The following is an 18,714-nucleotide window of genomic DNA, read 5'->3' as shown; positions in this document are numbered from 1 at the left end:
ACCGGCTCCGACCCCGCCCGGCGGTGCGGACGACCGGGTCAGTCGGCGACGAGCTGGGTCGCCCCGGCTTCGAACTCGTCGAGGTCGCCGGTCTGACCGGCCCGGTGCGCCCGGCCGCCGAGCACCCACTGGTAGGCCAGGAAGCCGAGCAGGGCCACCGTGCCGATGCCGATCTTGACCGGCCAGGGCCAGGCCTGACGGGTCACGAACCCCTCGATGACCCCCGAGACCAGCAACGAGAGCACGAGGCCGACGGCGATGGTCACGAGCGCCCGGCCGTCCTGCGCGAGCGCCTGGCCGCGGGTGCGGGCACCGGGTGCCACCCACGACCAGAAGATCATCAGGCCGGCGGCCCCGGCGACGAAGATGCTGTACAGCTCGAGCTGGCCGTGGGGCGCGATGTAGAGGAAGAACTGGTCGAGTCGCCCCTGGTCGGCCATCAGCCCGGCCGAGATGCCGACGTTCATCGCGTTGCTGAGGATCGCGTACGGCACCCACACCCCCGTGATGCCGAACGCCACGCACTGGGCCGCGATGTAGGCGTTGTTGGTCCACACCTGGCCCGTGAACGAGGTGGACGCGCTCTCGGAGTAGTACTGCACGAAGTCCTGCTCGGCGAACTGACGACGGAACTCCTCGCTGCCGAACGACGCGAGCAGGGCCGGCGTGTTCGCCGCCCAGACGGCGAACACCGCGGCGACGACGACCGTCACGATCGTCAGGACGAGCGACAACCAGCGCACCCGGTAGAGCGCGGCGGGCAGTTGCGCGACGAAGAACGCGGGCAGTTGGGCGAACAGGTCGCGACCGGCGCCCGTGAACCTCAGCCTGGCCCTCGACAGCGACATCGACAGGCGGTCGGCGGGCACCGAGTCGCCGGTGGCGGTCTTGAGCGCGGACAGCTGCCCCGCCCCCGACTGGTAGAGGCGCACGAGTTCGTCGGCCTCGGGTCCGCTCAGGCGACGCCGTCGGGCCAGACGGTCGAGCTCGGCCCAGTCGTGACCGTGGGCGGCGGCGTAGGCGTCGATGTCCATTCTGCTTAGATGATAGGCATGTCGCGCACGAAGGCACGAGGCGCCTCCCCGGTGGCGTTGCGCCCCGACCAGGTCGAGGCGTTCACGGCGGGCGGCGACGAACTCGTCACGGGCGAGGCGGTCGCCCTCGACCTCCGCCCGACGAGCTTCGTGCTGCGGGCCGCGGGCGTGCTGATCGACTACCTCGCCTACGCCCTGCTGCTGGTGGGCGCGCTGGTGCTCGTCTCCCTGCTCAACGAGGCCGGGGTGCTCGACGACGCGATCTCCCAGGCGTTCCTGGTGGCGTCGATCGCCGTCTGCTTCATCGTGGTGCCGACGGTCGTCGAGACCGCGAGCCACGGGCGGTCCCTCGGCAAGCTCGCCGTGGGTGCCCGCATCGTCCGCACCGACGGCGGCGCGATCGGCCTGCGTCACGCCCTGACCCGCGCGCTGGTGGGGTTGCTCGAGATCGTCTTCACGAGCGGCGGCCTGGCCGTCGTGGTCGCGCTGCTGAACGGCTCGTCCCGGCGCCTCGGCGACCTCATGGCCGGCACGTACAGCCGCAACGAGCGCGTGCCGAGGGCGACGCACGTGGTCTACGGGGTCCCCGCACACCTGCAGGGGTGGGCCCTGGTCGCCGACGTCGCGCGCCTCCCCGACGGGCTCGCCCGCCGCATCGCGTCGTTCCTGCAGCAGGCCCCCCAGCTCTCGCCGGCCAGCCGTCGTCGCGTCGCCGACGAGCTGGCGGCCGAGGCGGTCCCCTACGTCTCGCCCGTGCCGCCCGGCGACGCGGAGTTCCTGCTCGCGGGCGTCTCGGCGCTGCGTCGGCAGCGCGAGGCCGCGGCGCTGGCCCGCGAGGCGGCGCTGCTCGAGCGTCTCACGCCGGCCCTCACCGAGACCGTGCCGGGGTTCCCCCGCCGCTAGTGCGTCACGACCGGACGAGCCGGGCGATGGCCGCCGACGCCTCGCGCACCTTGGCGTCCGCGACGTCGCCGCCCTCTCGGGCGGCCTGGGCGACGCAGTGGGCGAGGTGGTCCTCGAGCAGCTGCAGGGCCACGGTCTCGAGGGCGCGGGTCGCGGCGCTGACCTGGGTCAGCACGTCGATGCAGTAGGTGTCGTCCTCGACCATGCGTTGGATGCCCCGCACCTGGCCCTCGGCCCGGCGCAGCCGCTTGACGATCTGTTCCTTGTCGCCGCTGTAGCCGACGTGCGCCGCCGACGTCCGCTCACCGTGCTGCGCCACCCGCGCCTCCTGACCGTGTCGTGACCTCGGGCCAGGATACCCCGTGGGGGTACGCTCCCCGACGCGGCCACGGGCCGCGACGAGGAGCGTCCCGGGTCAACCCCGGATCAGGCCCAGCACGTGGTCGCGGACGCGCTCCATGCCGGCGGGCGTCGCCGCCTCGGCGTTGAGGCGCAGCAACGGCTCGGTGTTCGAGGGGCGCACGTTGAACCACCAGAACCCGTCGTCGGACGAGCCGCTCACCGTCAGGCCGTCGAGCTCGTCGAACTCGCCGACGCCCGTGTAGGCCTCGACGATGCGGGCGTAGGCCGCCGGGACGTCGGTGACCGTCGAGTTGATCTCACCGCTGGCGGCGTAGGGCGTGTACCGGTCGGTCAGGGTCGACAGCGGCTCGGACTGCGAGCCGAACTCGGCCAGGACGTGCATCGCGGCCAGCATGCCGTTGTCGGCGCTCCAGAAGTCGCGGAAGTAGTAGTGGGCCGAGTGCTCGCCGCCGAAGATCGCCCCGGTCGCGCGCATCTCGTCCTTGATGAGCGAGTGGCCGACGCGCGTGCGCACCGGCGTGGCCCCCGCGGCCTGGATGGCCTCGGGCACGGCACGCGAGGTGATGAGGTTGTGGATCACCGCGATCTCGGCGTCGGGTTCGGCCGCCCGGACGCGGGCGATCTCGCGCACCGCGACGATGGCGGCCACGGCCGACGGCGTGACGGCGTCGCCCTTCTCGTCGACGACGAAGCACCGGTCGGCGTCGCCGTCGAAGGCGAGCCCGAGGTCGGCGCCGTGCTCGAGGACGGCCTTCTGCAGGTCGACGAGGTTCGCCGGGTCGAGCGGGTTGGCCTCGTGGTTCGGGAACGTGCCGTCGAGCTCGAAGTAGAGCGGGACGATCTCGATCGGCAGCTTCGGCAGGCCCGCGGCCTCGCCGAGCACGGCGGGGACGGTCAGGCCGCCCATGCCGTTGCCCGCGTCGACGACGATCTTGATCGGTCGGATGCCCGACAGGTCGACGAGGCCGCGCAGGTACGCCGCGTAGTCGGGCAGGGCGTCGTGCTCGCGCACGGCGCCGGGCTCGTCGACGGCCTCGATGCCGTCGGCCAGGAACGAGGAGGCGCGGTCACGGATCGAGGACAGCCCCGTGTCGAGGCTGATGCCCTGGGCACCGGCTCGGCTCATCTTGATGCCGTTGTAGGTGGCCGGGTTGTGGCTGGCGGTGAACATGGCGGCGGGAGCGTCGAGCGAGCCGGAGGCGAAGTACGACTCGTCGGTCGAGCACAGGCCGAGGGCGACGACGTTCGCGCCGCGGGCGCGGGCGCCGCGCGCGAAGGCGGCGGCGAAGCCCGGCGACGAGTCGCGCATGTCGTGGCCGACGACGAGGTCGCGGCCGGCGGCGTCGATCTCGTCGGCGAAGGCCGCACCGAAGGCCTCGATCACGGTCTCGGTCAACTGGCTGCCGACGAGCCCGCGGACGTCGTAGGTCTTGACGAAGGCGGTCAGGTCGACGGGGTCGTTCTCAGTGGTCATGGCCCAAAACTACCTGGCGCAGCACCTGCCATCCCTGAGGCACCGAGAGCGAGGCCGCGTGTCGGGCGCAGAGGTCGTACCCGTGGGGCTCCACCCGGCCGCTGAGCGGACCCACGACGACCATCGAGTCGGCGTACACGTAGGTCAGCGTCGCGACGGCCTCGTCGTGGCACGTCACCTTGCTGCAGGGTCGTCCGTTCATCTGCCCGCCAGACTACCGCGACGTCCCCGGGGGCCGACCCGCGCCTCCTCGACGGGCCTACGATGGGCGGATGAGCAAGGCCCGCCGCGCACGCGTCACCGACCGGTCCCGTCGGCGGGACCGCCACGGACGAGGCCTCCGGTCGTCGGCCGCAGGGCCCCACCTGCCGTTCCTCCGCACGCGGGTCGACCTCTTCGACGACATCGTCGCGGCGACCGCCGACTACCTGCGCGAGGCGTGGCCCGACGAGCTGGCCGACACGTCGTTCGAGGTCGCCGGCCTGCCCGCCGAACCCGATCGCACGAGGGTCGAACGGTGGTCGGTCGACCGGGCCGCGGGTCGGGTCGTCCTCTACCGCCTGCCGATCGAACGGCTGGCGCCCTCGCACGACCGTCGCGGCTCGGCCGAGGACGAGTGGAACCACCGCGTGCTCGTCGAGGGCTACGTGTTCCGGGCCGTCGCGGACCTCCTCGGCAAGGACCCGTGGGAGCTCGCACCCGACCGCTGGCGCGACGGCTGACCGGGGTCAGGGGTAGACGGTCACCGGGGTCGACGCCGCGAACGGCGAGGTCACGGGCCAGGCCGCGATCGCCGCGGTGGCCGAGAAGCTGACGCCGGCCCGCAGTCCGTCGGCGTCCTCGACCAGGACGGCGTCGCCGGAGGCCACGTCGAGGCCGACCGTCGACCCCCCGGCCACCTCGACGTCCTGCTCGTCGGCGTCACCGATCGTGACGCGCGCCGTGACGGCCTCCTGCCCGGGGTTGACGAGCCAGAACCGGCCCCCGTCCCCCTCGGGCACGACGGTCTGGGTGTCACCCGACAGACGCGGCGACGACGCGGCCCAGCTGAGGTCGACGCCGGCGCCGTCCGAGCCGACGGTCGAGGTCCTCGCGGCCACGGCGACGGCGGTGGAGGACCGCACGGTGGCGGTGTAGACGCCGTCCTCGAGGCCGTCGATCGGCACGTCGGTGACGCGGCCGCCCTCGACCCGGGTCTCGAAGGTGGTCCCGGTGCCGTCGTCGGTGGCCAGCGAGACCGTCAGGCTGGCGGCGTCCCGGCCCGGCACGAGGACGCGCAGGACCGACTGCAGGTCGGACGACGACGGGTCGGCCAGTGCGCCCTCGAGGTTGGCGGAGTCGCGCACGACGATCCCCGGGACGACCGACTCGCGCGCGGGCGCGGCCGAGCCGGTCACGATGTCGACCCCGCCGGGCTCGAGGGTCCGGACGACGCTCTGCTGCAGGCTCGCGACGATCTGGCCACCCCGGCTCGACACGTGCACCGCCGGCGACACGAGTCCCGTCGCGAAGCCCGAGAGGGGCACCACCTTCTGGCTGCGGGGGGCGACGACTATGCCGTCGATGCCCGGGCCCTGCACGTCACCGGTCTCGGACCGGATGTCGAGGTCGACGGTGGCGTTCACGTCGCTGGGGTTCACGAGACTGATGAGCGAGACGCGCCCGGTCTCGGTCGAACCGCCGATCAGCCAGGTCGAGCTGGTGGGTTCGGTGCACGGCGCCGAGGCGAAGCCCCGCAGGTCGCCGTCGTCGACCGACTGGCTCTGTGCTGCCGCGACGAGGGGGACGTCGTCGCCCTCGACGGGGGCCGTCACCACGGACGGGCGCGAGTCGCTGCCGTCCGCGCCGGTGAGGACGTCGACGTCGACGTCTCCCCCGCTCGATCGACGGACGACGTCGGCCCGGCCGACCGAGCTGGCGGTCGTCGCCTGCTGCCCCTCGGCGTCGGAGAGCTGCAGGAGCGACCCCGTGCAGACGCGCTGCTGGTCGACGGGCACCGGTGTCACGAGCTGACCGGCCGGCACGGTCTCGAAGCGCGGCAGGGGCAGCACGGCCGCACCGCCGACGACCGCCGCGGCGACGGCGAGGCCGACGACGCCGACCGCGACGCGTCCCGTGGTCGAGAAGACCGATCGCTTATTCATCTCGCTCCTCGTCGAAGGTCGTGGCGGGCTGCTCGGCCTCGGGGGTCCCCGCCCGCGAACGGCGTCGGCGGGGCGACGTCGGGATCGCGAGCAGCAGGGCCGAGCCGAAGACCAGGCCCCAGCTGATCAGGACGATCGGGCGCAGCGGCCCGGCGCCGGGGTGCCCCTCTCGCTCGTCGGCCGCCTCGACGTACCGCCAGAGCAGGCCGTTCGAGGTGTCGCCGACCGGCAGGAAGAGCGCGTCGGCGTCCAGTGCCTCGCCGGCTCGCTGACCGAGGCGGTCGGCGTCGCCGTCGTCGTCCGTCGCCGAGAGCAGCACGAAGCCCACGCCGAGCCGGCGGAGGTCGTCGGTGGGGTCGAAGCCGCTGCGGCTGACGAGGTTGCCCGCCAGGACGGTGAGGTCCTCGTTGACCGAGGTGAGGCGCTGCGCGGTCGAGTCGAGCGTCGACTGGTCGTCGAGCGTCGCCCCCTGACCGTGCTCGAGCGAGACGGCGAGCGAGCCGTCGGGCTGGGGCGTCAGCACGAGGGTCCCGACGTCGGGGGTCGCCTCGGCCTCGGCCGTGACGTACGCCGACAGGATGCGACCCGAACTCGGGCGGACGTCGGCGACGGGACCGAACGAGGCCACGACGGTGGGCGCCGCGGCCGCGACGGCGAGCACGGCGACGAGGGCCCCCGCGGGAGGCGCGGCCCTCGGCAGCCGGTCGAGGGTGACGGCGGCGGCGCCGACGAGTCCGAGCAGGTAGAGGCTCAGGCCGCTGCCCGCCCAGATGGTCGTCGTGTCGCTGCCCACGCCCGTGACCGACACGTGGGTCGCGGCGACGGCGGTGAGGTAGCCCAACAGGGCGAGGGCCAGCGCGGGCACGGCCCGGCGCTGCGAGCCGACGAACGGCGAGGCCACCGCGAGCAGGGCGAGGGGGGCGATCGCCACGGCGACCAGGACGGCGAGGGTGGCCGCCGAGAAGCCCGTGCCGATGATGACGGCCGTCCAGCCGTTCAGGCCCGTCTCGGGCGAGGTCAGCAGCAGCTGCAGGGGCGAGGCGGGGTCGGAGCGGGTGGGCACCCCCGGATCGGCGAACACGGCCCACCAGGTGCCCCGCTGCAGCTGGGCGATCACGAGGGGGGCGAAGAGCGCCAGGGCGGGCAGCGGCACCGCGACGAGCCGGTGGGTGCCCCGGGGCCTGCTGACGATCGAGCCGAGCCAGCCGACGAGCAGGGCGGGGATCAGCGAGGGGGCGGCGGCCGCGGCGACCGCGAACAGCAGGGAGGCGGTGGCCCCGGCGGTCCACGACCTCGCGGCCCCGACCATGGCCCAGACGAGGAACGGCAGCGTCACGTGCGCGATGACCGCGCCCAGGTGACCGGACTGCAGACCCGAGAGCAGGGGGGACGACAGGGCGTAGAGGGCGGCGGCGACGGCCGGCACCCACGCGCGGCGGGTGACGCGACGCGTGGCGAACCACGCGCCGAGGGCGGTGAGGGGCAGGGCGACGACGTAGACGCCGACGATCGCCGTCGAGGGCGACCAGAACGTGATCGTGCCCAGGACGGCGACGAGCGCCGTGAAGGGGTCGGACGGGCCGACGAACCCCGTGCCGATCTCGCGCCAGCCGTAGCCGACCGACGACCACAACTGCCCCACCGAGGTGCTGAGCGGCAGCAGTCCCCCGCCGGTCACCGCGGGGTTGCCGAGCAACGGCAGGAACGCGACGACCCCGACGACGGCCGCGACCAGCACGACCCACAGCCCACCGGAGTGGACGAAGCTGGCGCGGGGGTCGGGTGCGTCCTCGACGGACGCGACCTGGGCGTCGCGGTCGGTCACGCGACGTTCGCGCAGCAGCGACCGTGACGCCCGGAGCGGTTCGACCGACGCCCAGCCGACGGTCCTCGTGCGGGCGAGCGAGCGACGCGCCGTTCCGACGTGCGAGCCCCCGAACGCGGCCCGGAACGCGGTGGCGAACTCGCCGACGACGGCTCCGGGGTTCTTGGTCAGCAGGTGCCAGACGCTGCGGACGACCGCGAGGGGCACGAGGCTCAGCCAGTGCAGCGGCAGCAGGACGGCCGACGAGTAGACCAGGCGCCGGTGCAGCTGGGCGGCCCGGTGCAGGCGGGCCCGACGGGCGTGCCCGACCGGACCGTGCCCGAACTCTTCCGGCGGGCCCGCGCTGTCGACCTTGGCGTCGGGCACGAGCACCACGCGGTGTCCCGCGAGCCGGGCCCTGATCGAGAAGTCGAGGGCGGCGTCGACGTGCGGCAGGGCGGGGTCGAATCCCCCCAGGGCGTTCCAGACGGTGCGGCGGACGAGCATGCCGCCGGCCGCGACGCCGAGCACGTCGTCGATCACGTCGTGCTGCCCCTGGTCGAGTTCGTTCTCGACCCGGGCGAGCGAGGCCCCGTACCGGGTCACCGTCTCGCCGAACTCGGCGATGACGCCGGGTCGTCCCCAGCGCATCAGCTTCGGGCCCGCGACGGCGACCGACGGTGAGACCTCGACCGTGGACATGAGGTGCTCGAGCGCCTCGGGTGCGGGGGCGTTGTCGTGGCCGAGCAGCCACACCCAGTCGTCCGGAGACGCGTCGCCCGGGTCCGAGAGCCGGACGCCGTGGGCCGCGGCCGCGCCGAAGGTCCCGACGTCCGGAAGCGAGGCCAGCTGCGCGGCGCCGCTCAGCGAGAGCCGACCGGCGGCCGAGTCCTTGCCGCCGGTGTCGACCACCACCAGCGCCTCGGGGGGACGCGTCTGACGCGACAGCCCGTCGAGGGTTCGGTCGAGGTAGGTCGCTCCACCAGGGGCGACGAGGATCGCTGTGACTCTCGGCTGCATGACCTGAGCAGCCTAGGTCGCACCGACGCGGGCACCTGGTCGGCGCGCCGACGCGACGGGCGAGTCGTGGCGACCCGCGCCTCCTCGTCCCTCCGCGCCCCGCGGCGAGCGTCGCCACCCGCCCGCCACGTGGCGACGGCACCGGCCCCGGAGGGTCGGTGCCGTCGTGGCCGATGCGGTCGAGGACCGAGGAGGCGCGGGTCAGGCCCGCTTGCGCAGCTTGCGACGTTCGCGCTCGGACAGCCCGCCCCAGATGCCGAAGCGCTCGTCGTTCTGGAGGGCGTACTCGAGGCACTGGGCCCGTACGTCGCACGAGGCGCAGATCTTCTTCGCGTCGCGGGTGGAGCCGCCCTTCTCGGGGAAGAACGCCTCGGGGTCGGTCTGGGCGCAGAGCGAGTCCGCCTGCCAGGCCAGCTGGTTCTCGTCGTCGACCGTGGTGCGCGACGCCGGCGAGCCGGGGACGCCCAGCTGGATCGGGTCGACGTGCCAGTCGTCCGGGACGCCGGCGCGGTTCTCGTGGATGCCCACAGCGCATCTCCCCTCGTGTCGATCGCCCGTGAATGTACGCGACAAGGTAATTACACCGGTGTCATTACCCATCCGTCAAGTCGAGGGCCAATAAACCCTGCACCCCCCGATCAGGGGCAAGGGAGCCTCGGCGTGTCGGGGGACGTTTCGGGCGGAACGGGTGACTTCGACCTCGCGCCCGCCCTCAGGCGCGCGGTGCGGCCTGCCAGGCGCTGGTCACCATCTCGAGCAAGGTGTGGCGCATCCGCCAGTCGAGGTCGCGGGCCGCCAGGCCGCCGTCGGCGACGATGCGGTCCGGGTCACCCGGGCGACGCGGGCCGATCTCGGGCGTGAAGTCGACGCCGGTGCCCTCGCGCATGGCGGTCATGATCTCGGCGACCGAGACGCCGCCACCCGAGCCGAGGTTGTAGGCGGGCTCGACGGCTTCGCCCGCGTCCAGTCGTCGGGCCGCCGCCACGTGGGAGACCGCCAGGTCGGCCACGTGGACGTAGTCCCGGACGCAGGTGCCGTCGGGGGTGTCGTAGTCGGCGCCGTTGATCCGGGGGGCGCGGCCCTCGGCGAGCGCCGCGAACACGAGCGGGAAGAGGTTGTGCGGGCTGGCGTCCCAGAGGTCGGGGCGACCCGAGCCGACGACGTTGAAGTAGCGCAGGCTCGTGTGGCGCAGGCCCTCGGCGACGGCCTGGTCACGCAGCAGCCACTCGCCGATCAGCTTGCTCTCGCCGTAGGGCGACGCGGGGGCCTTCGGGGTGTCCTCGGTGACGAGCTCGGTCGGCGGGGTGCCGTAGACGGCCGCGCTCGACGAGAAGACGATGCGGTCGACGCCCCGGCTCGACATCGCCTCGAGCAGGCGGGCGGTGCCGGTGACGTTCTGTTCGTAGGTGTGGAGCGGTCGCTGGACCGACACCCCCGCGTACTTGTAGCCCGCGACGTGGACGACGCCGGTCACGCCGTGGGCGTCGATCGTCCGCTCGACGAGTTCGCGGTCGAGGATCGACCCCCGGACGAACGGCACCCCGTCGGGCACGAAGCCCTCGAGGCCCGACGAGAGGTCGTCGAGGACGACCGCGTCCATGCCCGACCCCGTGAACTCGCGGACGACGTGCGAACCGATGTACCCGGCACCGCCGGTGACCAACCAAGACATGGGGCCAACCTATCGGGTCGCGTCCGACCGCCCCGCCGTCGGTGGACGGCGGCCGGGGGCCGCCGACGGAGGGCCGCCGGCGACGGCCAGGGGCCGGGGCCGGCCTCAGGCGGGCGTGGCCACGTAGGCGGTCCCGCCACCGGTCATCGCGAGCCGGACCTCGTCGGGGGTGACGAAGGCGGACTCGCCCCGGCCGAGGCGGATGGTACCGTCCTGGCCCTTCACGTGGACCTCGCCGTCGGTGACCAGGACGATGCTCGGGCCGCCGATCTCGACGACCGCCCCCTGGCCCGCCGCGTCGACCCGGACCAGCGCGAAGCCCGTCCCCGCGGGGGCGAACCGTTCGACGCCACGGGCCACCTCGACGGGCTCGAGGCGGGGCACGGGGAGGGGGTCGAAGTCGAGCACCTCCATGAGCTCTGGCACGTCGACGTGCTTGGGCGTGAGACCGCCGCGCAGGACGTTGTCGGAGGGCGACATGAGTTCGACGCCGAACCCGCCGAGGTAGGCGTGCACGTTGCCCGCGGGCAGGAAGAGCGCCTCGCCGCGGCGCAGGGTCACCCGGTTGAGCAGCAGCGACAGCGCGACGCCCGGGTCGCCCGGGTACCGCTCGGCGAGGTCGACGACCGTGGCGATGCCCGGGCTGCCGGACCGGTGGGCGGCGGCCAGCTCGCTGACCGCCGCGATCGTGTCCGCCGACTCGTCGGTGCCCTCGAACAAGAACGCGAGGGTCGCCCGGAGGGAGTCGCGCAGGTGCCCGCGCAGTCGGTCCAGCCGCCCGGAACCGCCGTCGAGCAGGTCGACGTCGACCAACGTCTCGGACGGCTCGCGGAAGCCGCACAGGGCGTCGAAGGTGTCGCTGAGGGCCACGATGATCTCGGGCTTGGCCGAGGCGTCCTTGTAGTTGCGTTCGGGCGCGTCGAGCGGGACGCCGGCGGCGTTCTCGCGCTCGAAGCCCTCTCGGGCCTGCTCGGGCGTCGGGTGCGCCTGGATCGACAGGGGGCCGTCGGCGGCCAGCAGCTTGAGCAGGAAGGGCAGCTCGTCGCGGTCGCGGCCGAGGGCCCTGGCCGGCTCGGCGGCGAACCAGTCGGCGAGCGTGTCGGCCCCGCCGACGACCGCCGGGGCGACGACCACGCTCGGCGACCCCGGGTGGGCGCCGAGCCAGAGCTCGGCCTCCGGGCGGCCGCTGGGCCGCCGGCCGAGGAGTTCGGCGATGGCCGTCGTCGATCCCCAGGCGTAGTCGCGGGGCGTGTTGGTGATGGCGAGGAACATCGTTCTACCTGCTTGTCGGAGCTCGTGCTTGGTCGCCCCCTACAAAGCCGTGCGGTCGACGGCCTGGGGGCGTTGACCAAAGCTACCAACCCCTTGGTCTCGGGCGGGCGGCTGCCTAGGCTCCTGTCGTCCCGACACGAAGCAATGGAGCACGGATGTCATCAGCGACCCTCACCTCGTTCACCTCTCTCGTCAGCGACTTCTACGGTTACGAAGACCTGCTCTCCGACCGTGAGAAGGGCCTGCTGGCCGACCTCCGTCGGTATCTCGAGACCGAGGTCAAGCCGGGTGTGAACCGGCACTGGGCGGACGCGACCTTCCCGCACGAGATCGTCAAGGGCCTCGCCGGGCTCGGGCTCTTCGGCATGCCGTGGGAAGAGACGCGCCCGTTCGAGAACTCCGCGGTCTTCCGCGGCTGGGTCGCCCTCGAGCTCGCCAGGGTCGACGCGTCCGTCGCGACCTTCGTCGGCGTGCAGAACGGCCTGGCGATGGGGTCGATCGGCGTCGGGGGGTCGGCCGAGCAGCGCGCCGAGTGGCTGCCCCGCATGGCGAGCGGAGACCTCGTCGGGGCGTTCGGCCTGACCGAGCCGCTCTCGGGCTCGGACTCGGCCCAGGGCCTCCGCACGATCGCGACGCGTGACGGCGACGACTGGGTGCTCAACGGCTCGAAGCGGTGGATCGGCAACGCGACCTTCAGCGACATCACGATCATCTGGGCGAAGAGCGCCGAGGACGGCCAGGTCAAGGGGTTCATCGTCCCGACCGACACCGCCGGGTACACGGCGACCAAGATCGAGGACAAGCAGAGCCTGCGCATCGTGCAGAACGCCGACATCACCCTCGAGGACGTGCGTGTGCCCGAGAGCCACCGCCTGCAGCAGGCCGACTCGTTCCGCAGCACCGCGGCCGTGCTCCGCCTGACCCGTGCCGAGGTCGCCTGGGCCGCCGTCGGCAACTCGATCGGGGCCTACGAGGCCGCCCTGGCCTACGCGAACGAGCGCGTGCAGTTCGGCAAGCCCATCGCGAAGCACCAGCTGATCCAGGACCTCCTCGTGAAGTGCATCGGCAACATCACGGCGTCCATCGGCATGGTGGTGCGGTGCTCGCAGATGCTCGACGAGGGCACCCAGCGCGACGAGCACGCCTCCCTCGCTAAGGCCTTCACGACGGCCCGCATGCGCGAGACCGTCGGCTACGCCCGCGAGGTCATGGGCGGCAACGGCATCGTGCTCGACTACGACGTGGCCCGCTTCTTCGCCGACGCCGAGGCCCTCTACAGCTACGAGGGCACCCGCGAGATGAACACGCTCATCGTCGGCCGCAGCATCACCGGGCAGGCCGCGTTCGTCTGAGCCGTCCGGCGGGGCGGCCCCCGGTCGCCCCGCCGCGCCTCCCCCGTCGTCTAGCCTGGTGCCCATGACCTCGACGCTGCCCGCGCGGCCCGCCCGAGTGGCGCCGACTCGCGGTGCCACGACGTTCGCGACGCTCGCGTTCCTCGTGCTCTTCGGGGGCGACGTCCTGCGCAACGGCACGGGGTGGTGGGGCTGGGGCGCGGCCTGCGTGGCGATGGTGGTCGCGGCGGTCGTCCTCGTCGCGCGGCAGCCGCCCCGGGTGCGGACGCTGCCGCGCCTCCTCGTGCTCTACCTCGCGTTCGCCGTCGCGTCCCTCGCCTGGTCGCAGTACCCGGTCGGGACGGCCGTCGGCGTCGTCACCACCCTGATGACCACCGTGGGCGCCCTGGCGATCACGGTCGTGGCCCCGTGGCCTGCCATCGTCACCGCGCTCGGCCGGGCGCTGCGCATCCACGTGGTCGCCTCGTTGCTCTTCGAGGTCGTCGTCGGGCTCGTGGTGCGCCGTCCCGTCTGCCCGGTCTACCTCGACTGCACCGGGCGACCGCCGGCCTTCCTCTGGTCCCGCGACGTCCTGTTCGAGGGGGGTCGCATCCAGGGGCTGCAGGGCAACAGCAACATCCTGGCCGTGATCGCCCTGCTCGCCCTGATCGTCACGGCCGTCCAGGCGGCGGACCGCTCGATCACCCGTGGCTCGACCGTCGTCGGCGTCGCGGCGTCCGTGCTCGCCCTCGGGCTGACCCGTTCCGCCACCGTCGCCGTGGTCGCGGTCGCCGTGGGTCTCGTGCTGCTGCTCGTCGTGGCGACCCGCCGACGCGGTCCCGGCCGCCGCGCACCCGTCTACGGCGTGGCCGCACTCGTCGTGCTCGCCGCCGCCGCGACCCTCACCGTCGCCCGCGGTCCACTGCTCGAGCTGGCCGGCAAGAGCGCCGACCTGACGGGTCGCACCGACATCTGGTCGGCGGTCCACGACCTCGGCGTCCAGCACCCCGTCGTCGGGTGGGGCTGGGTCAGCTACTGGTTCCCGTTCGTCGAGCCCTTCACCGACCTGGCCGAGCGCAACGGCGTCGTGTACCTGCAGGCCCACGACGCCTACCTCGACGTGTGGTTCCAACTGGGCTGGATCGGCCTCGTCCTCTTCGGCCTGACGATCGTCGGGGTCGTCGTGCGGTCGTGGTGGTGGGCCGTCGACCGCCGCATGCTGTCGCGCGAGGTGGCCGCCCCGTACAGCGCCCACGACCTGCTGCCGCTGCTGCTCGTCACGGCGCTGCTCGTCCACGGGCTGACCGAGTCGAGGCTGATCGTCGAATGGGGCTGGGCCACCTTCGTCGTGGTCGTCCTCGTGACCCGTCGCGACCCCTTCGGCTGGACGGGCCACGACCGGTGAGTTCGGGCTTCGACCGCAGCCGTGACCCCCTGCGCCGGTACCTGTCGGCCTGGATCGGCTTCTCGGCCGGTGGGCACTTCTCGCAGGCGCTGTCGGTCGCGATCGTGCTGTACGCGTTCTCGACGCAGTCCGTCAGGGCCCTGATGGGCTGGCCCGGCTCGTTGGCCGTCCTGGGAACCCTCGTCGTCCTCGCCGCGCTGTCGCTCGTCGGCGGCCGGCACCACATCGAATGGCACGGCATCCTGCCCGTGTCGCTCATCGCCCTGTTCGGCTTCATGGGCCTCAGCGTCTTCTGGAGCGAGTACACGTGGGTCACGGTCGGCGGCGTCGCCTACGCCGTCGGGTTCGGCGCCCTGGGGCTGTACCTCGCCCTGGGACGCGACCTGGTGCAGGTGGTCCGGGCGTTCGGCGACGCCCTGCGCATCCTGCTCGTCGCGTCGCTGTCGCTCGAGGTGCTGAGCGGCCTGCTGATCGACCAACCGATCGCGTTCCTGGGCATCCAGGGCAACCTGGCCTCGGGCGGACCGATCCAGGGCATCTCGGGCACCCGCAACTACCTGGGGTTCCTGGCCACGCTCGCCGTCATCACCTTCGCCGTCGAGTTCCTCACCCGGTCGGTGCCGAGACGGCAGGCCGTGGCGTCCGGCGTGCTGGCCCTCGCGGCGTTGGTCTTCGCCCGCTCCCCCGCGACGGCGATCGCCGTCATCGTCCTCATCGTGGCGGGCGTGGCGCTCGACGCCCTGCGGCGGGCCCCCGAATCACGGCGGCCCCTGATGCAGTCGGTCTTCGCGGTGATCGTGGTGCTGGGAGGCGCCCTGGCCTACGCGGGCCGGGTGCGCCTCCTCGACGCGGTCGGCGCGACCGACGACCTCTCGGTGCGGACGCTGCTGTGGGCACGCATCCGCGAGCTGGCGGCCGTGCACGACATCGTCGGCTGGGGCTTCGTCGGCCAGTGGCCGACCGACATCTTCCCGTACTCGACGATCATCGCCCCCAGCGGCCGTCCGCACGAGACGGGCCTGAACGCCTTCTTCGACATCTGGCTGCAGCTCGGGCTCGTCGGGGGGCTGTTGCTCGTCGTCGCCGGCACGTTGGCGTTCGTGCGCAGCTGGATCACCGCGTCGGGCCACCCCATCGTGGCCTACGTCTGGCCCGCCCTCGTGCTCGTCCTGATCGGCGTGACCGCCGTCGCCGAGAGCTTCGTGCTGTTCGAGGGTGCCCTCATGACCTTCGTGGCCATCGCGACGATCGCCGCCCGCAAACGCTCGTGGCGGTCACGCCTGCCCCAGGCGTCCCGCCGCTGACGAGCGCCGGGCACCAGGAGGCGCGGCGCGGTGCGTCGACCCGGCCGACCGGGCCCGACGACGGGTGCCGTGCGGCCGACGTCAGTCCTCGACGACCCAGCGGGGCCCCGGTCGCCGACCGAGCAGGGCCTGCACCCGACGCTGGACGCCCCACCTCGTGACGCGGAGCATCGCCTCGACGACGATCGCCTGGCTCATCTTGGACTCGCCGAGCTCGCGCTCCCGGAACTCGATGGGCACCTCGACGACGCGACCGCCGCCGTCGAGGACGCGCAGGGTCATGTCGACCTGGAAGCAGTAGCCCTTCGAGTCGATGCCCGTGAGGTCCATCGCCTCGAGGGCCTCGCGCGTGTAGGCGCGGAACCCGGCCGTGACGTCCTTCAGCGACAGCCCGAGCGCGAGGCGGGCGTAGAGGTTGCCGCCCCGGCTGAGGACCTGCCGCGAGACCGGCCAGTTCACGACGGAGCCGCCCGGCACCCAGCGCGAACCGATCGCGAGGCTGGGGGCGCCCGGGCCGTCGGCGCCGACGAGCGCGATCATCTCGGGAAGCTTCTCGGGCGGGTGCGAGCCGTCGGCGTCCATCTCGACGACGACGTCGTAGCCGCGTTCGAGCGCCCAGCCGAAGCCCATCACGTAGGCGGAGCCCAGGCCGAGCTTGCCCGTGCGGTGTGCCACGTGGATGCGCTCGTCGTCGGCGGCCATGGTCTCGGCGAGTTCGCCGGTGCCGTCGGGACTGCCGTCGTCGACCACGAGGACGTGGGCCTCGGGCACCGCCGCGAAGAGCCGGCCCAGGATGATCGGCAGGTTCTCGACCTCGTCGTAGGTGGGGAGGACGACGAGGGGACGGGGTCGGTGATCTGCAGAGCGCACCGCTGGAGTTTAGTGCACCGGGTCAGCCCCGGCCGTGACGGGCGCGGACGCCCGTCCGGCGCCCTCGCGCCGGATCGACCAGGCCAACCCGACGGCGGCGGTCACGAAGGTGGCCGCCGTGCCGGCCAGCATGGCTCCCCCGACCGCGACGCCGAGGTCGGCCCAGGGCAGCGCGAAGACCACGAGCAGGACGATCAGCCCGACGGGCCAGGCGAGGACCGACGTGCGGTCGCGGTGCAGGGCCAGGAGGCCCTGGACGGTGACCATCGTCGCGATCTGGAACACGCAGGACGCCGCGAGCAGCACCAGCTGACGCGTGGCCAGTTCGTAGTCCGGTCCGAAGAGCGTCAGCGCCGTCGTGCCCCCGACGTCGACGAGGACGACCCACACGACGCCGAGCACCAGCACGACGGCGTTCCAGACGGCGACGGACCGGGCCAGGGGTCGCAGGCGGCCGGCCTGGGCGTCCACGGTGAAGCGCGTCAGGAGGAACGACTGCACCGCGTTGAAGAGGAAGAGCGGGATGCGCGCGATGGCCAGTCCGGCGACCAGACTCGCGGTGAAGGCCGTCGCCCGGCCGTCCACCGACAGCTGCGTGAGCAGCACGCCGGCGTTGACGAAGACCTGCAGGAGGAGCGACCCCGTCGTCAGGGCGGCGAACGACCGCAGACCGACGCCCGCCCCGGGGTCGGTGGTGCGCCGGTCGAGTCCGTCGCCGTCGGGCGACGCCGCCGGGGCGGGGGCGCCGGAGCGGCGCGCGGCCCTCGACACGAGGACGGCGACCGCGGAGGCGGCCAGCGGCGCCAACACCAGCGAGATCGCCAGCACGATCGGGTCTCGTACTCCGGCACCGGCCAGGACGGCGACCGCGCCCACCTTGATCAGACCCTCGGACGCCATCTCGAGGGCGTACGACCCGAAGCGCCCCTGACCGGCGAGCCAGCCACGGACGAAGAAGAGCACGGTCGACGAGACCAGGCCCACGGCCAGCAGGACCGTGAACTCTGGACGCCCGGAGAAGAGCAGTCGTGACGCCGGCTCGGAGGCCGACGCGAGGACGATCGAGGAGGCGACCAGCAGGCCGCCGGCGAGGAGGGCGACCCGACGCATGGTCGGCCGCACGTCGAGCCCGTTCGCCCGGCGCCGGGCGAGCGCCCGCGACAGCAGCTGCTCGACGGGTTGGAACAGACCGACGGCGAGCCCCGCCATCATCGTCCAGAGCACCGAGACCGGTGCGCTCTCGACGCCGCCCACCACGTTCCCGACGAGGGCCAGGTAGACGTAGTTGCTCGCCCCGAGGACGATGGTACCGGCCGCGAGGCCGACGACCGGGTTCCGCGGGGCGGGGGTGCCCTCACCGGGGCTCGCGCTCGCGGTCACCCGAACTCGGCGCGCAGGGCGGCGACGCCGTCGACGGCGCCCCCGTCGAAGATGACCTGGCCGTGGGCGAGGACGATGGCACGGTCGCACAGTGACTCGACGGTGCCGAGGTCGTGGGTGACGATGACGATCGTGCGCCCCTGGCGTTGGAACTCCTCGATCTTGTCGAGGCACTTGCGCTGGAAGGGCTCGTCTCCCACGGCGAGGACCTCGTCGACCAGCAGCACGTCGGGATCGACGTGGATGGCGATGGCGAAGGCGAGTCGCACGTACATGCCCGACGAGTAGAACTTGACCTGCGTGTCGATGAAGTCGCCGATCTCGCTGAACTCGACGATCGAGTCGAAGAAGCCCGCGATCTGCTGCTGCGACAGACCCAGGATCGCCCCGTTCAAGAACACGTTCTCGCGACCCGTCAGGTCGGGGTGGAAGCCGGCCCCGAGCTCGAGGAGGGCGGCGAGCTGACCCCGTCGCCTCACCTCGCCGGTGGACGGCTGCAGGATGCCGCCGATGACCTTGAGCAGCGTGCTCTTGCCCGACCCGTTCGCACCGATCAGGCCGACGGTCGTGCCCGCCTCGATGTCGAGCGAGATGCCCCGGAGGGCCCAGAAGTCGTCCTTGTGCTTGTTCGAGCGGGCCAGGTTGACGATGCGTTCCTTGAGCGACTTCTCTTTGCGGATGACGAAGCGCTTGGACACGCCTGCCATCGTGACGACGGGGACGGGGGTGGGGCTCACG

General features: G+C 72.9%; 17 protein-coding genes. 5 read left to right on the top strand and 12 right to left on the bottom strand.

Going from position 1 to position 18,714, the window contains the following annotated elements; all coding sequences use genetic code 11:
* Positions 1–38: 38 nt before the first annotated feature.
* On the bottom strand, positions 39–1,034 hold the full coding sequence (locus AC3CCI_RS12525) for a stage II sporulation protein M (protein WP_488627388.1): 996 nt from the start codon (positions 1,032–1,034) through the stop codon (positions 39–41).
* A gap of 18 nt (positions 1,035–1,052) precedes the next feature.
* Between AC3CCI_RS12525 and AC3CCI_RS12520 the strand changes: the two genes are divergently transcribed.
* Positions 1,053–1,937 (top strand): RDD family protein, encoded by an 885-nt coding sequence (locus AC3CCI_RS12520; RefSeq protein ID WP_488627387.1) that lies wholly within the window; start codon positions 1,053–1,055, stop codon positions 1,935–1,937.
* Between the two features lie 4 nt (positions 1,938–1,941).
* Here the strand turns inward: AC3CCI_RS12520 and AC3CCI_RS12515 are convergent, their stop codons facing one another.
* The 3 genes from AC3CCI_RS12515 to AC3CCI_RS12505 all read right to left on the bottom strand — a co-directional run bounded on the left by AC3CCI_RS12515 (position 1,942) and on the right by AC3CCI_RS12505 (position 3,976).
* Complete coding sequence (locus AC3CCI_RS12515) at positions 1,942–2,193, bottom strand: metal-sensitive transcriptional regulator (protein WP_233568399.1); 252 nt, start codon at positions 2,191–2,193, stop codon at positions 1,942–1,944.
* 159 nt (positions 2,194–2,352) lie between these two features.
* A complete protein-coding gene (locus AC3CCI_RS12510) occupies positions 2,353–3,774 on the bottom strand; it encodes a phosphomannomutase/phosphoglucomutase (protein WP_354593062.1) in 1,422 nt (473 codons plus the stop codon).
* Positions 3,764–3,976: a DUF3499 family protein gene (locus AC3CCI_RS12505; protein ID WP_354593063.1), complete on the bottom strand. Its 213-nt coding sequence runs from the start codon at positions 3,974–3,976 to the stop codon at positions 3,764–3,766. Before AC3CCI_RS12505 ends, AC3CCI_RS12510 begins: the two co-directional genes overlap by 11 nt.
* Positions 3,977–4,046: 70 nt before the next feature.
* Between AC3CCI_RS12505 and AC3CCI_RS12500 the strand changes: the two genes are divergently transcribed.
* Complete coding sequence (locus AC3CCI_RS12500; protein WP_354593064.1) at positions 4,047–4,496, top strand: metallopeptidase family protein; 450 nt, start codon at positions 4,047–4,049, stop codon at positions 4,494–4,496.
* A 6-nt stretch (positions 4,497–4,502) separates the two neighbouring features.
* On the opposite strand, the gene AC3CCI_RS12495 is transcribed toward AC3CCI_RS12500, so the two are convergent.
* The 5 genes from AC3CCI_RS12495 to manA form a co-directional block, all read right to left on the bottom strand.
* Complete coding sequence (locus AC3CCI_RS12495; protein ID WP_488627386.1) at positions 4,503–5,918, bottom strand: DUF5719 family protein; 1,416 nt, start codon at positions 5,916–5,918, stop codon at positions 4,503–4,505.
* The gene (locus AC3CCI_RS12490; protein WP_488627385.1) at positions 5,911–8,742 is read right to left on the bottom strand and encodes a glycosyltransferase family 2 protein; all 2,832 of its coding nucleotides are present in this window, start codon (positions 8,740–8,742) and stop codon (positions 5,911–5,913) included. The genes AC3CCI_RS12495 and AC3CCI_RS12490 overlap by 8 nt, the downstream gene beginning before the upstream one ends.
* A gap of 201 nt (positions 8,743–8,943) precedes the next feature.
* Entirely contained in the window at positions 8,944–9,270 is a 327-nt protein-coding gene (locus AC3CCI_RS12485) for a WhiB family transcriptional regulator (protein WP_354593067.1), read from the bottom strand.
* A gap of 184 nt (positions 9,271–9,454) precedes the next feature.
* On the bottom strand, positions 9,455–10,414 hold the full coding sequence (gene galE / locus AC3CCI_RS12480) for a UDP-glucose 4-epimerase GalE (protein ID WP_354593068.1): 960 nt from the start codon (positions 10,412–10,414) through the stop codon (positions 9,455–9,457).
* 105 nt (positions 10,415–10,519) lie between these two features.
* On the bottom strand, positions 10,520–11,686 hold the full coding sequence (gene manA, locus AC3CCI_RS12475; protein WP_354593069.1) for a mannose-6-phosphate isomerase, class I: 1,167 nt from the start codon (positions 11,684–11,686) through the stop codon (positions 10,520–10,522).
* A 155-nt stretch (positions 11,687–11,841) separates the two neighbouring features.
* Here manA and AC3CCI_RS12470 point away from each other — a divergent pair, with 155 nt between their 5' ends.
* The 3 genes from AC3CCI_RS12470 to AC3CCI_RS12460 all read left to right on the top strand — a co-directional run bounded on the left by AC3CCI_RS12470 (position 11,842) and on the right by AC3CCI_RS12460 (position 15,726).
* Complete coding sequence (locus AC3CCI_RS12470) at positions 11,842–13,038, top strand: acyl-CoA dehydrogenase family protein (protein ID WP_488627384.1); 1,197 nt, start codon at positions 11,842–11,844, stop codon at positions 13,036–13,038.
* 64 nt (positions 13,039–13,102) lie between these two features.
* A complete protein-coding gene (locus tag AC3CCI_RS12465; protein WP_488627383.1) occupies positions 13,103–14,422 on the top strand; it encodes an O-antigen ligase family protein in 1,320 nt (439 codons plus the stop codon).
* Positions 14,419–15,726, top strand: a complete 1,308-nt coding sequence (locus AC3CCI_RS12460) for an exopolysaccharide production protein (protein WP_354593072.1) — start codon at positions 14,419–14,421, stop codon at positions 15,724–15,726. Before AC3CCI_RS12465 ends, AC3CCI_RS12460 begins: the two co-directional genes overlap by 4 nt.
* An 81-nt stretch (positions 15,727–15,807) precedes the next feature.
* On the opposite strand, the gene AC3CCI_RS12455 is transcribed toward AC3CCI_RS12460, so the two are convergent.
* Genes AC3CCI_RS12455 through AC3CCI_RS12445 form a run of 3 tightly spaced genes read right to left on the bottom strand, consistent with a single transcriptional unit; the run spans position 15,808 to position 18,713 of the window.
* Positions 15,808–16,596, bottom strand: coding sequence for a polyprenol monophosphomannose synthase (locus tag AC3CCI_RS12455; protein WP_488627382.1), 789 nt, complete (start codon positions 16,594–16,596; stop codon positions 15,808–15,810).
* 9 nt (positions 16,597–16,605) lie between these two features.
* Positions 16,606–17,976, bottom strand: a complete 1,371-nt coding sequence (locus AC3CCI_RS12450; RefSeq protein ID WP_354593074.1) for a hypothetical protein — start codon at positions 17,974–17,976, stop codon at positions 16,606–16,608.
* Positions 17,973–18,713 carry an ABC transporter ATP-binding protein gene (locus AC3CCI_RS12445; protein ID WP_488627381.1) on the bottom strand — a complete coding sequence of 247 codons (741 nt, stop codon included), beginning with the start codon at positions 18,711–18,713 and terminating at the stop codon, positions 17,973–17,975. Before AC3CCI_RS12445 ends, AC3CCI_RS12450 begins: the two co-directional genes overlap by 4 nt.
* Between the last annotated feature and the right edge of the window lies 1 nt (position 18,714).

It is taken from the genome of Frigoribacterium sp. CF331 (assembly GCF_057787905.1).
Note: the sequence above shows the minus strand (reverse complement) of the source record. Positions and strands in the feature narration are given on the sequence as shown.